This window comes from Microbacterium sp. HD4P20, from assembly GCF_019449275.2.
In the GTDB taxonomy this organism is placed as follows: Bacteria; Actinomycetota; Actinomycetes; order Actinomycetales; family Microbacteriaceae; genus Microbacterium.
Map to the genome: position 1 here is coordinate 254109 of NZ_JAHZQZ020000011.1, position 12949 is coordinate 267057.

The window sequence follows — 12949 nt, forward strand, 5'->3', positions numbered from 1 at the left end:
GCCATGCCTACGACCAGCGCCGGCATCCTGCTCTACCGCCTCGATCCAGAGCCCCGCGTGCTCATCGCGCACATGGGTGGGCCGTATTGGGCGAGCAAGGATGCCGGCGCCTGGTCGATCCCCAAGGGCGAGTTCGCCGAGGGCGACGAGCCGGCGCTGGATGCGGCGCGTCGAGAGTTCCGTGAAGAGCTCGGGATCGATGCGCCCGACGGACCGTTTGCCGAGCTCGGCACCTTCGCGTACTCGTCGGGCAAACGCCTCACCGTCTTCGTCGCGGACGGGGAGGGGCTGTCGCTCGACGACCTGGAGTTCGGCGAGTTCGAACTGGAGTGGCCGCCGCGGTCGGGACGGACCGCGTCGTTCCCAGAGATCGACCGAGTCGAATGGATGCCGCTGCCCGAGGCGCGCGAGAAGCTCGTGAAGGGTCAGCGCCCGGCGATCGACGCGCTCGACGAGCAGCTGGCGAGGGCCGGCGACTGATGCACTGACCTCTTGCGGGGCATGAGCGACCGGGCCAGACTGGCCGCGGCTGGCTCCCGCGAAAGGACACTTCGATGGCTCACGGCGACATCACGCACATCGACATCCCGGTCACGGACCTCGAGAAGGCGAAGGCCTTCTACTCGAGGTTGTTCGGCTGGGACATCGCAGAGGCGCCCGGCTTCGAGGGCTACCCGATGTGGCGCGCGCCCAATCAGATCTCGGGCGGTGGGCTAGCCCCGAGAGAGGACGGGTTCACGCAGCCCCGCTCGTATGTCGAGGTCGATTCGATCGACGACACCGTCTCGGCCGCCCGTGATGCCGGTGCGACCGTGCTGATGGAGAAGAGCGAGATCTCACCGACGAGCTGGTGGGCCATCATCGCCGACCCCGACGGCAACGTCATCGGCCTGTACGAAGGAACCACCGAGGCCTGACCAGCCCGGGGCGGCGACGCGTCGAGGCTGCTCTGATTCGCAGCTGGCTCCCTGCATCACAGCGCCGCGAGATCTGAGCGGCGCCCGTTGTCGACGCGGTCGTCCTGCCGGTGTCAGCGCCCGTTCTTCGGACGCTCCGAGACGTCGATCTTCTCGTGCGCGCCGAGAGACGACCATGCACTCGCGACGCCCTTCGCCGCGTGCTCTGACGCCCGCACCGCGCGTTCGTCGGCCCACGCGTTCAGAACGTGGCCGGAGTGGCCGCGCACGTGCTCGAGCACGACGTCGGGAAGCCCGGCCGCCCGCCGCGCGTCGCGGGCGACGATGAGCTGCTCGAGAAGGTCGATGTTCTTGGTGGGCGCACCCGTCGAGGTCTTCCAGCCGCGCCGTCGGTGGCCGTCCATCCACTTCTCGTAGGTGTCGATGGCGTACTTCGAGTCCGCCTGCACGACGAGGTGGGCCACATCGGCGTGGTCTTCAATGGCCTTCAGCAGTCCCATGAGCTCGCCGATGTTGTTCGTGCCGACGGGAATCGAGCCGGCGGCCCAGTGGCCGTCCTCGCCGACCCAGGCCCACCCCGCCGGTCCGGGATTGCCTTTGCAGGCGCCATCGGTGGCCACGGTGTAGGGCGAGTCGTCGGTCACCTGAAGAGGCTACCCGCGCTGCGTCCGCCATTCGTCCACGAGTCCCGGCATCCGTTCGGTGAGGTAGCGCAGGAAGTCGGCGACTTCGCGCGCTCGCGCGACCGACAGAGGGGCGTCCGTGTTCTCCTCGGCGATGCGATCCATCTGTGTCGCCAGCGCGGCATAGAGCGGCGCGTTGGAGGTGACCATGCCGGCCCACGCGTCGTCGACGAGGTCATAGCGGTCGCGCCGGTCTCCGGGCCGCGAAAGCCGCTGGATGAGGCGCATCGAGATGAGATAACGCACGGCACCCGAGACGGCCGCGGCCGAGACCCCGAGACGCTCGGCCAGCTCGGCCGCCGTGTAGCCCTCGTCCGGCGAGCCGACCAGAGCCATCATGACGCGCGCCGGCATGCGCGCCATGCCGGCGGCCGCGAGCATCGCGGCAGCCTGCTCGGCTGCTTCGACGCCCGGATGATCCACCTCGCCCCCCATCCCTCGAATCTATCCGCCGGCCGCGAGTTCCCTGCGCCGCATGAACGTGAGGGATGCCGCGGCTCCGACGATCGCCGCGACCACCAGCCAGACCAGCCCGTTCTGGTCCACACCATCGGTGCCTGGAACCGGGATGGCGGCGAACGGCGACAACGCGACGATGTCGTCGTCGATCCCGAAGATGCTGCCGAAGAGAGCGAGGCAGCCGGCCACCAGGACCAGCGCCCACCCGAGCGGGATGGTCAGCCGCGGGGCGAGCGCGAACACGATCGCCGTGAGGGCGGTGAACACCATCGCCGCGACCGCCTGACCGGTGCCGACGAGGAGCGCATCTGTCACCAGGGACTCTTCTCCGCCGGTCACGGCGAGCGCGGTGGCGGCGCCGGCGACCGCAGCGCCCGCGATGACGATGATGCCGACGACGGCGACGACGAGGAACGCACTGAGCCAGCGGACGCGGCCGACGGGGGTGCCGAGTGCGGATTCGGCGGTGCCGTGCGTCTCCTCCTGGCGTGCTCGCTGCACGGTCTGGACGCCGAAGCACGCCGCCAGGACCCCGACCATGACGAACAGTGTGACGATGAGGCCCTGATCCATGGACCCTTCGGCGGCGAGGCGCTGGAGGATCGCCTCCACGGCAGGGTTGTCGGAGGCGACATCCTGAACCACCGCTGCCAGCGAGGTCGAGAGGGCGCCGACCACGGCGGCCCCGATCGCCCACGCCACGAGTGCGCCAGCGCTCAACCGTGCGACCAGCCCGACAGGACCCGAGAGCAGGGGCGAGGCCTCCGCGCGTGCCGGGCGGGCCGCGAGCACGCCCGCCCCGACGTCACGGGATGCCTGCAGGGCGAGTGCGCCCAGCACGAGACTCGCGGCGATGGCTGCCGCGAGCAGCAGCGGCCACGGGTCGTCATCGGCGAAGGGCCGGCTGTTCTCAGCCCACACGAACGGCGACACCCACGCGAGCCCGCTGCTGGTCATGCGGGTCAGCGTGTCGTCCGGTGTGCCGAGGGCGTTGCCGACGCCGCCGACGAGGAACGTGCCGATCAGCACCGACACGGTCACCGAGTTCGCCGCCCGCGCGCTGTAGAACAGCTGCGCGGCGAGAAGGCCGATGGCCAGGAACACGACGCCGGTCAATGCGATCGCCGCGCCGGTGACCAGGCTCCCCGTGACCTCGAGTCCGCTCGCGAGCAATCCCAGTGCGCCGCCGGCGCCGACGACCACGCAGGCGAGGACGCCGTGGACAAGTGTGGCTGCGAACGGGACCCACCTGCCCGCAGGCGTGGCGGCGACGAGCTCGGCCCTTCCCGACTCCTCCTCGGCGCGCGTGTGGCGCACCGCGAGGAAGGCGGCCATGAGGGCGGCGAGCATCGCCAGGAACGGCAGCACGAGGAAGACGATGAAGGCGCCTTCATCCGTGCCGGACGGCAGCCCCCGAAACAGCAGGATGACCGGATTCGCGATCGCCAGCGACAGCAGCGAGGTACGCTCCTGGAGCGTCCCGAAGTTCTCGGTCACGCCCACGCTCGATCCGTAGGCGAGCAGCACCATCGCGAGCGTCCAGATGGTGACCTGAAGCGCGTCGCGGCGGGCCCGCAACCGCAGCAGTGCGCCGAATCCGTTCATCGGTCGGACCCGGACGATTCCAGCGCGGAGGCAGAGGCGGAGCCGGCGCCGGCCTCGACCGGCTCGTCCGCCGCGCCGCCGAGCTCGTCGCCGTAGTGTCGCAGGAACAGCTCCTCGAGCGAGGGCGGCGCGACGCGCAGACCCGCGACGCTCCGGCGTCCGAGCTCGGGGAGAACCGATGCCACCGCATTGCTGTCGATCGTGAACCGAACCCGCCCGTCCTCGGCCACGACGTCGTGCGCACCGTCGATGCCCGCGGCAGCGGCAGCTGTCCCCGCGAAAGAGACCTCGGTGCGCGTGAGATGACGCAACTCCGGGAGCGTGCCGGACTCGACGATCCGGCCGGCGCGGATGATCGAGACCCGGTCGCACAGCTGCTCGACCTCGGAGAGTATGTGGCTCGACAGCAGCACGGTCGCGCCCTCGGCCCGCACACGCGCGACCTCGCGGCGGAACATGACGTCCATGAGCGGATCCAGTCCGCTCGTGGGCTCGTCCAGAATGTACAGATCGGCCGGCACCGAGAACGCCGCGATGAGGGCGACCTTCTGCCGGTTGCCCTTCGAGTAGGCGCGGCCCTTCTTGCGGGGATCGAACTGGAACGCCGCGATCAGCCGTTCGCGCTCGGAGCGGTAGGCCGAGTCGCGTCGCGCGACCCCGCGCAGGCGCGCCATGAGGTCGACGGCTTCGCCGCCCGACAGGTTCGGCCAGACGCTGACGTCGCCCGGCACGTAGGCGATGCGCCGGTGCAGCGAGACCGCGTCGCGCCACGGATCGGATCCGAAGACGGATGCCTCGCCGGCGGTCTTGCGCGCGAGTCCGAGGAGCACGCGGATCGTGGTCGACTTGCCCGCGCCGTTCGGACCGAGGAAGCCGTGGATCTGCCCCTCTTCGACGGTGAGGTCCAGTCCGTCGAGCGCGTGGACGCGGCCGTAGTGCTTGCGGAGTCCGCTCGTGCGGATGACAGTGGTCATGGCGGTGACGCTACATCAGATTCATGAATTTGTGAATACTCGGCAATCGGCGCAGCCATCGCTTACTCGCGGATGTATACCTAATTACCGGAGTCGGCCCGAGATTGGCATGTCAAATGGCTTTATGTATACAATAACCAGGTTGTCAGGCGAGGAGGTGAGTCCGTGAGAGCCAGCGACCGCGCCTACGCGACGCTTCTCGACGAGATCCAGTCCGGCATTCTGCCGCCCGGCGCCGTTCTCGGCGAGGTCGAGCAGGCCGCGCGTCTCGGGGTCAGTCGCACGCCGCTGCGCGAGGCGCTCGGACGACTCGCCGCCGACGGCCTGGTCGCCCAGCAGTCTCCCCGGGTGACGGTCGTGACCGCGATCGACGCCGACGACATCCGGGAGATCTTCGAGGTGCGCCGCGCGCTCGAGGAGTCCGCGGCGCGTCTTGCCGCAGAGCGGGGGGATGCCGCGGCCTTCGCGCAGCTCGCACGCGAGTTCGCGCGGGTCGACCTCCGCGGGGCGGACGACACCCCCGAAGGACGAGACGCGTACTACGGGCTCATCGCCCGCTTCGACGCGACGCTCGACACGTCGCTCGCGAACGACTACCTCACGGCCGCACTGCGCACCGTGCGCACCCACCTCGTCCGGGTGCGACGACTCGCACGCGACAATCCCGGCCGGCTCGCGGCATCCGTCGCAGAACACCGGCTGATCGCCGAGGCCATCGGCGCACGCGATGCCGACCTCGCCGCACACGCCACGCACGTACATCTGCACAATGCTCTGGAGAGCATCCTGAGGGCGCTCACGAGCACCCCGAACAGCTGAAGCGAGGACCGTCATGACCGTCATCCACCACCTCCGTGTCCACCGCAGCGACGAGCACCTCGCTCGCGAGGGACAGCTCGCGTGGCACATCGCCGAAGTCGCCGCTGATCCCGTCGAGGTCGAGCCCGAGGTCGTCGACATGATCATCAACCGGATCATCGACAACGCGGCGGTGGCGGCGGCATCCCTCACCCGCGCGCCGGTGAGCGCCGCCCGCCAGCAGGCGCTTGACCACGCTGTTTCGGTCGGCGGGTCGGGCGCGACCGTCTTCGGCTGCGCTCTGGACCGCAAGACCAGCCCGGAATGGGCGGCATGGGCGAACGGCGTCGCGGTGCGCGAGCTGGACTATCACGACACCTTCCTCGCGGCGGACTACTCGCACCCGGGCGATAACATCCCGCCGATCCTCGCGGTTGCTCAGCACGTCGGCTCCGACGGTGAAGCGCTCGTGCGAGGGCTTGCAACGGGGTACGAGATCCAGATCGACCTGGTGCGGGCCATCTGCCTGCACAAGCACAAGATCGACCACGTCGCCCACCTCGGCCCCTCGGCCGCGGCGGGCATCGGCACGCTGCTGGGCCTTCCGGTCGAGACGATCTACCAGGCCGTCGGCCAGGCGCTGCACACGACCACCGCGACCCGGCAGTCGCGCAAGGGCGAGATCTCGACGTGGAAGGCGCACGCCCCGGCCTTCGCGGGCAAGATGGCCGTCGAAGCGGTCGATCGCGCGATGCGCGGCGAGACGTCGCCCAGCCCGATCTACGAAGGCGAGGACGGCGTCATCGCGTGGATGCTGGACGGACCGGATGCCTCGTACGACGTGCCGCTTCCGGCTGCGGGCGAGCCCAAGCGCGGCATCCTCGATTCGTACACGAAGGAGCACTCGGCCGAGTACCAGGCGCAGGCGTGGATCGATCTCGCGCGTCGGCTCGGCGAGGAGCGGCCCGCCCTTCGCGACCCCGCCAACATCGAGTCGATCGTGCTGCACACCTCGCACCACACGCACTACGTCATCGGCTCGGGGGCCAATGACCCGCAGAAGTACGACCCGACCGCTTCGCGCGAGACGCTCGACCACTCGATCCCGTACATCTTCGCCGTCGCCCTGCAGGACGGCGGCTGGCACCACGTCGACTCGTACACGCCCGAGCGCGCGGGGCGCGAAGACACTGTGGCGCTATGGCACAAGGTGGCGACCGCCGAAGACGAGGAGTGGACGCGCCGCTACCACTCCGACGACCCGAACGAGAAGGCGTTCGGCGGTCGCGTCGAGATCCGCCTGACCGACGGCTCGCTCATCGAGGATCAGATCGCCGTCGCCGACGCGCACCCCCTCGGCGCGCGGCCGTTCGCGCGCGAGGACTACATCCGCAAGTTCCGGATGCTGGCCGAACCGGTGCTCACTGCGGACGAGATCGAGCGCTTCCTCGACCTCGCGCAGCGCCTGCCCGAGCTCACGCCCGAGGAGGTCCAGCAGCTCACGATCGTCGCGGACTTCGGCGTCCTCGCCGCCGCGCCCGCACCCAAGGGTCTGTTCTGATGCACGGCGGCGGCTCGCGGCATCCGGAGTCGTCCCTCCGCCCGGCGGAAGATCGGGGGCCCCGCCCGGCGGAGAATCGCGCGGATGGCGGAGAATCGGGCGCGTACCATCCGAAGTCCGCGCGGATCTCCGCCCGGCGGAACACGACGAGGAGCGCCTGATGCTGTACTCCACCGTGCCCGCGCACGAGAAGCGACGGCTGTTCCGCGAGCGGCTCGCGTCGGGCGAGCTGCTGCGGTTCCCTGGCGCGTTCAACCCGCTGTCGGCCCGGCTCATCGAGCGCAAGGGCTTCGAGGGTGTCTACATCTCGGGCGCGGTGCTCTCGGCCGACCTCGGCCTGCCCGACATCGGCCTCACGACGCTCACCGAAGTCGCCGCTCGCGGGCAGCAGATCGCGCGGATGACCGACCTGCCGGCGATCATCGACGCCGACACCGGGTTCGGCGAGCCGATGAACGTCGCGCGCACGATCCAGACGCTCGAGGACGCGGGGCTGGCCGGCACTCACATCGAGGATCAGGTCAACCCCAAGCGCTGCGGGCACCTCGACGGCAAGGCCGTCGTCGATGAGGACACCGCGATCAAGCGCATCCGCGCTGCCGCAGATGCCCGCCGCGACCCGAACTTCCTCATCATGGCGCGTACCGACATCCGTGCGGTGGAGGGGATGGATGCCGCGATCCGGCGTGCGCGGGCGCTCGTGGACGCCGGGGCCGATGCCATCTTCCCGGAGGCCATGCGGTCGCTCGACGAGTTCGCGACGATCCGTGCCGCCGTCGACGTGCCGATCCTCGCCAACATGACCGAGTTCGGGAAGTCCGACCTGTTCAGCGTCGACCAGCTGCGCGACGTTGGGGTCAACCTCGTGATCTGGCCGGTCTCTCTTCTGCGGATCGCGATGGGCGCAGCATCCCGTGCGCTCGATACGCTCGTGGAGGACGGGCACCTGACGTCCAAGCTCGGCGAGATGCAGCACCGCGCCGAACTGTACGACCTCATCGACTACGAGCAGTACAACCACTTCGACCAGGACGTCTTCAACTTCCAGATCGACCGCTGACCATGTCCCGAATTCTGAGCCCCATGTCCCGAATCCGATCGCTCGAGCCTCCTCGAAGCGATCGAAATGGGGACATGCGCCACCGAGAAGGAGAGCACCAGGCATGACTGAACCCGACATCAAGAAGGGCCTGGCCGGCGTCGTCGTCGATTACACGGCGGTTTCGAAGGTCAACCCCGAGACGAACTCGCTGCTGTATCGCGGGTATCCGGTGCAGGAGCTGGCGGCGACGCAGCCCTTCGAAGCGGTCGCGTACCTGCTGTGGCACGGCGAGCTGCCCACCGACGTGCAGCTGGCACAGCTGCGCGCGACCGAGCGGTCGTACCGTTCGCTTCCGGCCGACGTGCGGGCCGCGATCGATCTCGTCCCGCTCGACGCGCACCCCATGGACGAGGTGCGTACCGCGGTGAGCCTGATCGGCGCGCGCGACCTCGCCGGCATCGGGTCGGTGCTCGATGCCAGCGGCAATCCGGATGAGAACCTCGCGCGCAGCATCCGGCTGTTCTCGGTCCTGCCGGCGATCGTCGCGTATGGCCAGCGCCGTCGCCGAGGCCAGCAGCCGATTGCGCCGCGTGACGACCTGGACTACTCGGCGAACTTCCTGTGGATGACGTTCGGCGAGGAGTCCGACGAGGTCGTCGTCGACGCGTTCAACCGCTCGATGATCCTGTATGCCGAGCACTCATTCAATGCCTCGACCTTCACGGGCCGGGTGATCGCCTCGACCCTCAGCGACCTGTACTCGGCCGTCGTGGGAGCGATCGGCGCCCTCAAGGGGCCCCTGCACGGCGGAGCGAACGAGGCCGTGCTGCACATCTTCGACGAGATCGGGTCTGCCGAGAACGTCGGGCCGTGGCTCGATGAGGCACTGGCGCAGAAGCGCAAGATCATGGGCTTCGGTCACCGGGTCTACAAGCGCGGCGACTCGCGCGTGCCCACCATGAAGGCGGCGCTGGATTCCCTCGTGGCCCACTACGACCGGCCCGAGGTGGCTGCGCTGTACGACGCGCTCGAGTCGCAGTTCGTGGAGCGCAAGGGCATCTACCCGAACCTCGACTACCCGTCGGGACCGGCGTACAACCTGATCGGCTTCGACACCCTCACCTTCACGCCGCTGTTCGTGGCGGCCCGTGTGGCGGGGTGGACGGCGCACATCATGGAGCAGCTCGCCTCGAACGCACTCATCCGGCCGCTGTCGGAGTACAACGGTCCGGACGAGCGGCACGTGGAGGGGTATGTTCCGGATGCCGCGACCCTCGCCGCCGCCGAGCGCGCCGAAGAGCCGGCCCAGTGATCGTGACGACGACGGCATGAGTCTGTGGCACGGCGACGTGGCCGGCGTCGATCTTTCCGCGATGGCGACGGGGACGCTCATCGAGACCCTCGGAATCGAGATCGTCGAGATCCGCGACGATGCGCTGGTGGGACGGATGCCGGTGGACCGGCGCACCGTCCAGCCTGCGGGCGTGCTCCACGGCGGGGCATCCGTCGCGCTCGCCGAGACGCTCGCCTCGTGGGCCGGACACCTCGCCGTGGACCGCGAGCGGTTCCACGTCGTGGGCCAGGAGATCAACGCCAACCACATCCGGCCGGTCTCGTCGGGCTGGGTGACCGCGACGGTGACGCCGGCCAACATCGGCCGTCGTGCCCACGTGTGGGAGATCCGCATCGTCGACGAGGTCGGGCGCCTGGTCTGCATCTCGCGCTGCACGCTCGCCGTGATCGAGCAGCGCTCGACGTACTCGACCCCCGACCAGCGCGGGTGAGACTCGCCCTTCGCGCGCCTGCTCGCGGCGTCGTTCGGGTGGCGGCGCCTGTTCGGGTGGCGCGAAGTGCGGGGTCGTTCGGGTGGTGGTGCTGGTTCGGGTGGCGCGAAGTGCGGGGTCGGCGTGGGGGAGCCCGCGTGTTGTGACACTCGAAGGGTGGGCCGGGGCATCCGGTGCTCGTGCGGGTGGCACTTGAATGCGGGGCGGGCAGGGCTGGGCCCCCGGCATCCGTCATCGTCCTAGGCTCGTGAGCAGGAGGTTGTCATGCGCGAAGCCGTCATCGTCGACGTCGTCCGAACCCCCTCGGGGCGCGGCAAGCCGGGGGGAGCGCTGAGCGGCGTGCACCCGGTCGACCTCGCCGCGGGTGTGCTGACCGGCCTGCTGGAGCGCAACGGGCTGGAGTCGCGCCACATCGACGACGTTCTCATGGGGTGCGTCAGCCAGATCGGCGACCAGGCCATGAACATCGGTCGGCAGGCGGTCCTCGCCGCGGGGTTCGACGAGACCGTGCCGGCCACGACGATCGACCGGCAGTGCGGCTCGAGCCAGCAGGCCGCGCACTTCGCTGCCCAGGGTGTGATCGCCGGCGCGTACGACATCGTCATCGCGGGTGGTGTGGAGTCGATGAGCCGCGTGCCGCTGGGATCTGCGTGGCAGGACACCACGCTCCCGGCGGGCCTGGCAGCGCGCTACCCCGAAGGACTGGTGAACCAGGGTGTGTCGGCCGAGCTCATCGCCGACAGGTGGCACTTGTCGCGCGAGCAGCTGGACTCCTTCTCGGCCGAGTCGCATCGGCGGGCGGCGGATGCCTGGACCCACGGCCGCTTCGACTCCCAGGTGCTGCCGGTGCTGGCGCCAGGCTCGCCCGACGCGGTCGCCTTCGATGAGACGGTGCGCGCGGGTACGACGGCGGAAGCCCTCGGCGGGCTGAACCCGGCCTTCCGCACCGACGAGCTTGCGGCGCGGTTCCCCGAGCTCGACTGGCGCATCACCGCGGGCAGTTCGTCGCCGCTCACGGATGCGGCATCCGCTGTTCTCATCATGAGCGCCGAGAAGGCGGGGGAGCTCGGGCTCGAGCCCAGAGCCCGCTTCCATTCATTCGCCATCGTCGGCGATGACCCGCTGTTCATGCTGACCGGGCCGATTCCGGCCACGCGCCGCATCCTCGAGCGCAGCGGCCTGTCGATCGACGACCTCGACGCGTACGAGGTCAACGAGGCCTTCGCGTCGGTGCCGCTTGCGTGGGCCGAAGAACTCGGCGCCGACCCGGAGAAGCTCAACCCGTGGGGCGGCGCGATCGCCCTCGGCCACGCGGTCGGCGCGTCCGGCACCCGTCTGCTGGGCACGCTCGTGGCGTACCTCGAGGCGAGCGGTGGACGCTACGGTCTGCAGACCATGTGCGAGGGCGGCGGCATGGCCAACGCGACGATCATCGAGCGCGTGTAGCGCCGACCGTACGGAGGACGATCATGACGCGACACGCAAGGGGCGTTGTCTCGCTCGTGGCCGGCGCCCTCGGGTGGGTGGCCGGCGCCTTCGCCATCGCGCAAGGGATCGCGATGTCGCCGCGGCTCATCTCGACTCTGTTGCAGCTCTTGTTGATGTGGCTGCCCGGTGCCGAGGCGCCCGACCTCTCCGCCGGCGGCTTCGCTGGTCCGCTCCTCTGGGGCGCGGGCGGGGTCCTGCTCATCCTCGGCGGATCCGCGGTGATCTTCCACGGGATCGACCTGCTGTGGCGACCCCGCGCGCACGACCTCCCGTAGCGACGTCGTCGCGGCCGGCCCGCCGGGCGGCGGATCCCGCTCTCCGCCCGGCGGAGAGTCGTGCGCGTGGCGGAGATCCCCGCCGGGATTCTCCGACGTAGCAGCGAGTCTCCGCCCGGCGGATGCACGCGGACCGCCGATGGCGGCGGCCAACGGCGTCACAGGACCGACTTCACGTACTGCTCCAGGGTGGTCGTGCCCCGCCGCGGCGCATCGGGAAGCTCGACGGTGCTGATCGTACGGCGGGTCATTCCCGCGTACGAACTCGCCGCCGCGGGGCTGAATCCGAACGCCGCGAACGTCGCCTCGAGATGGTCGGGTGCAACCACCTCGAGTCGCACGTCGCGCTGCAGCTGTGCGGCAAGGACCCCGGCCACGTCGGCCGCGGTGTAGCGCTGCGGGCCCTCGACGTATTCGATCCCCACGTCGTCCACGTCCGAGACGAGTCGCTGCGCGGCTGCCTCGCCGACATCGGCGGGCGCGACCATGGGCATTTTCAGATCCGTCGGCAGCATCGTCGCCAGTGATCCCGACTCGCGAGCCGCAGCGATGAAGCCATCCCAGTTCGACATGTAGTAGGCGCCGCGGTTCACCGCCGCGGGGATGCCTTGCTGCGCCAGTCCGTTCTCGAGCCGCCACAGGGTACCCAGGTCGCCGATGCGATCGCCGGGCGCCGCGCCATACGTCGACACGGCAACGACCTTCTCCAGACCGCATCCGTCGAGTGCCGCCAGGATGTTGTCGACGGTCCGCCGCTCCACCGCGTCGGTGTCTTCGGACGGGTCGGCCGGCGGGTTGAGCAGCAACGCTCGTCGCCCCATCCGGAACACGTCGCGCAGGCCGTCCACATCGTTGATGTCGGCCTCCGCGATCGATGCGCCCTTGGCCTGCCAGGACGACGCCGACTCCGTGCTTCGGGTGACGATCGTCACCTCCTCTCCCCGTCGCAGCAGCGCGTCGGCCGCGGCTGATCCGACGTGGCCCGTTCCGCCCATGACGATGTACATCTCCGCTCCTCTGGTCTCTTCTGCGGGGTCTGGCTCAGTCAACTGCGAGGCTGCGACATCGTCTCGGAACGGCCCCTTCGGATCGTCCGCCGGGCGGCGAATCCCCCCTCCGCCCGGCGGAGGGTCGTGCCCGCGGCGGAGCTTCTCGCGGGGATCCTCCGACACGACGGCGATTCTCCGCCCGGCGGAAACGACCTCAACGCATACGTGCCCGGAAGCGCGGACTGCAAGCGGTTGCCCAAATCGACGGGCGGAAGGATGCTGCGTCGCCGAGCCAGCCCTGAATGAAAGAGTTCTCATACTGTAAGCGCTTGCAGAATCGCGATCGCCGCTGCTACTGTCGGCGGCACACTGCA

The 12949-nt window shown here is 69.7% G+C and carries 14 protein-coding genes; 9 read left to right on the forward strand and 5 right to left on the reverse strand.

Features of this window, described 5'->3' with window-relative positions; translation table 11 throughout:
• Positions 1–3 precede the first annotated feature (3 nt).
• A complete protein-coding gene (locus tag K0817_RS04310; protein ID WP_219980131.1) occupies positions 4–480 on the forward strand; it encodes an NUDIX domain-containing protein in 477 nt (158 codons plus the stop codon).
• A gap of 74 nt (positions 481–554) precedes the next feature.
• Positions 555–917 carry a VOC family protein gene (locus K0817_RS04315; RefSeq protein WP_219980132.1) on the forward strand — a complete coding sequence of 121 codons (363 nt, stop codon included), beginning with the start codon at positions 555–557 and terminating at the stop codon, positions 915–917.
• 113 nt (positions 918–1030) lie between these two features.
• Here the strand turns inward: K0817_RS04315 and K0817_RS04320 are convergent, their stop codons facing one another.
• Genes K0817_RS04320 through K0817_RS04335 form a run of 4 tightly spaced genes read right to left on the reverse strand, consistent with a single transcriptional unit; the run spans position 1031 to position 4638 of the window.
• Entirely contained in the window at positions 1031–1561 is a 531-nt protein-coding gene (locus K0817_RS04320) for a ribonuclease H (protein WP_219980133.1), read from the reverse strand.
• 9 nt (positions 1562–1570) lie between these two features.
• Entirely contained in the window at positions 1571–2035 is a 465-nt protein-coding gene (locus K0817_RS04325) for a GbsR/MarR family transcriptional regulator (RefSeq protein WP_219980134.1), read from the reverse strand.
• Positions 2036–2044: 9 nt separating this feature from the next.
• Entirely contained in the window at positions 2045–3664 is a 1620-nt protein-coding gene (locus tag K0817_RS04330; RefSeq protein ID WP_219980135.1) for an ABC transporter permease, read from the reverse strand.
• Entirely contained in the window at positions 3661–4638 is a 978-nt protein-coding gene (locus K0817_RS04335) for an ABC transporter ATP-binding protein (protein ID WP_219980136.1), read from the reverse strand. Before K0817_RS04335 ends, K0817_RS04330 begins: the two co-directional genes overlap by 4 nt.
• Before the next feature lie 165 nt (positions 4639–4803).
• On the opposite strand from K0817_RS04335, the gene K0817_RS04340 reads away from it, so the two are divergent.
• From K0817_RS04340 to K0817_RS04370, 7 genes are all read left to right on the forward strand, one after another.
• A complete protein-coding gene (locus tag K0817_RS04340; RefSeq protein WP_219980137.1) occupies positions 4804–5457 on the forward strand; it encodes a GntR family transcriptional regulator in 654 nt (217 codons plus the stop codon).
• Between the two features lie 13 nt (positions 5458–5470).
• The gene (locus K0817_RS04345; RefSeq protein ID WP_219980138.1) at positions 5471–6997 is read left to right on the forward strand and encodes an MmgE/PrpD family protein; all 1527 of its coding nucleotides are present in this window, start codon (positions 5471–5473) and stop codon (positions 6995–6997) included.
• Between the two features lie 160 nt (positions 6998–7157).
• Complete coding sequence (prpB, locus tag K0817_RS04350) at positions 7158–8057, forward strand: methylisocitrate lyase (RefSeq protein WP_219980139.1); 900 nt, start codon at positions 7158–7160, stop codon at positions 8055–8057.
• Positions 8058–8160: 103 nt separating this feature from the next.
• Positions 8161–9351: a bifunctional 2-methylcitrate synthase/citrate synthase gene (locus tag K0817_RS04355; RefSeq protein ID WP_219980140.1), complete on the forward strand. Its 1191-nt coding sequence runs from the start codon at positions 8161–8163 to the stop codon at positions 9349–9351.
• 16 nt (positions 9352–9367) lie between these two features.
• Complete coding sequence (locus tag K0817_RS04360; RefSeq protein ID WP_219980141.1) at positions 9368–9823, forward strand: hotdog fold thioesterase; 456 nt, start codon at positions 9368–9370, stop codon at positions 9821–9823.
• A gap of 264 nt (positions 9824–10087) precedes the next feature.
• Complete coding sequence (locus K0817_RS04365) at positions 10088–11269, forward strand: thiolase family protein (protein ID WP_219980142.1); 1182 nt, start codon at positions 10088–10090, stop codon at positions 11267–11269.
• Between the two features lie 23 nt (positions 11270–11292).
• A complete protein-coding gene (locus K0817_RS04370; RefSeq protein WP_219980143.1) occupies positions 11293–11586 on the forward strand; it encodes a hypothetical protein in 294 nt (97 codons plus the stop codon).
• Between the two features lie 158 nt (positions 11587–11744).
• Here the strand turns inward: K0817_RS04370 and K0817_RS04375 are convergent, their stop codons facing one another.
• A complete protein-coding gene (locus tag K0817_RS04375) occupies positions 11745–12593 on the reverse strand; it encodes an NAD(P)H-binding protein (RefSeq protein WP_219980144.1) in 849 nt (282 codons plus the stop codon).
• Positions 12594–12949: the final 356 nt, after the last annotated feature.

Bases quoted from the DNA above. Each gene is read 5' to 3' on its own strand.
- K0817_RS04310 (WP_219980131.1), top strand. From the start codon at position 4: ATGCCTACGACCAGCGCCGGCATCCTGCTCTACCGCCTCGATCCAGAG.
- K0817_RS04315 (WP_219980132.1), top strand. From the start codon at position 555: ATGGCTCACGGCGACATCACGCACATCGACATCCCGGTCACGGACCTC.
- K0817_RS04325 (WP_219980134.1), bottom strand. From the start codon at position 2,035: ATGGGGGGCGAGGTGGATCATCCGGGCGTCGAAGCAGCCGAGCAGGCT.
- K0817_RS04330 (WP_219980135.1), bottom strand. From the start codon at position 3,664: ATGAACGGATTCGGCGCACTGCTGCGGTTGCGGGCCCGCCGCGACGCG.
- K0817_RS04335 (WP_219980136.1), bottom strand. From the start codon at position 4,638: ATGACCACTGTCATCCGCACGAGCGGACTCCGCAAGCACTACGGCCGC.
- K0817_RS04345 (WP_219980138.1), top strand. From the start codon at position 5,471: ATGACCGTCATCCACCACCTCCGTGTCCACCGCAGCGACGAGCACCTC.
- prpB (WP_219980139.1), top strand. From the start codon at position 7,158: ATGCTGTACTCCACCGTGCCCGCGCACGAGAAGCGACGGCTGTTCCGC.
- K0817_RS04355 (WP_219980140.1), top strand. From the start codon at position 8,161: ATGACTGAACCCGACATCAAGAAGGGCCTGGCCGGCGTCGTCGTCGAT.
- K0817_RS04360 (WP_219980141.1), top strand. From the start codon at position 9,368: ATGAGTCTGTGGCACGGCGACGTGGCCGGCGTCGATCTTTCCGCGATG.
- K0817_RS04365 (WP_219980142.1), top strand. From the start codon at position 10,088: ATGCGCGAAGCCGTCATCGTCGACGTCGTCCGAACCCCCTCGGGGCGC.
- K0817_RS04370 (WP_219980143.1), top strand. From the start codon at position 11,293: ATGACGCGACACGCAAGGGGCGTTGTCTCGCTCGTGGCCGGCGCCCTC.
- K0817_RS04375 (WP_219980144.1), bottom strand. From the start codon at position 12,593: ATGTACATCGTCATGGGCGGAACGGGCCACGTCGGATCAGCCGCGGCC.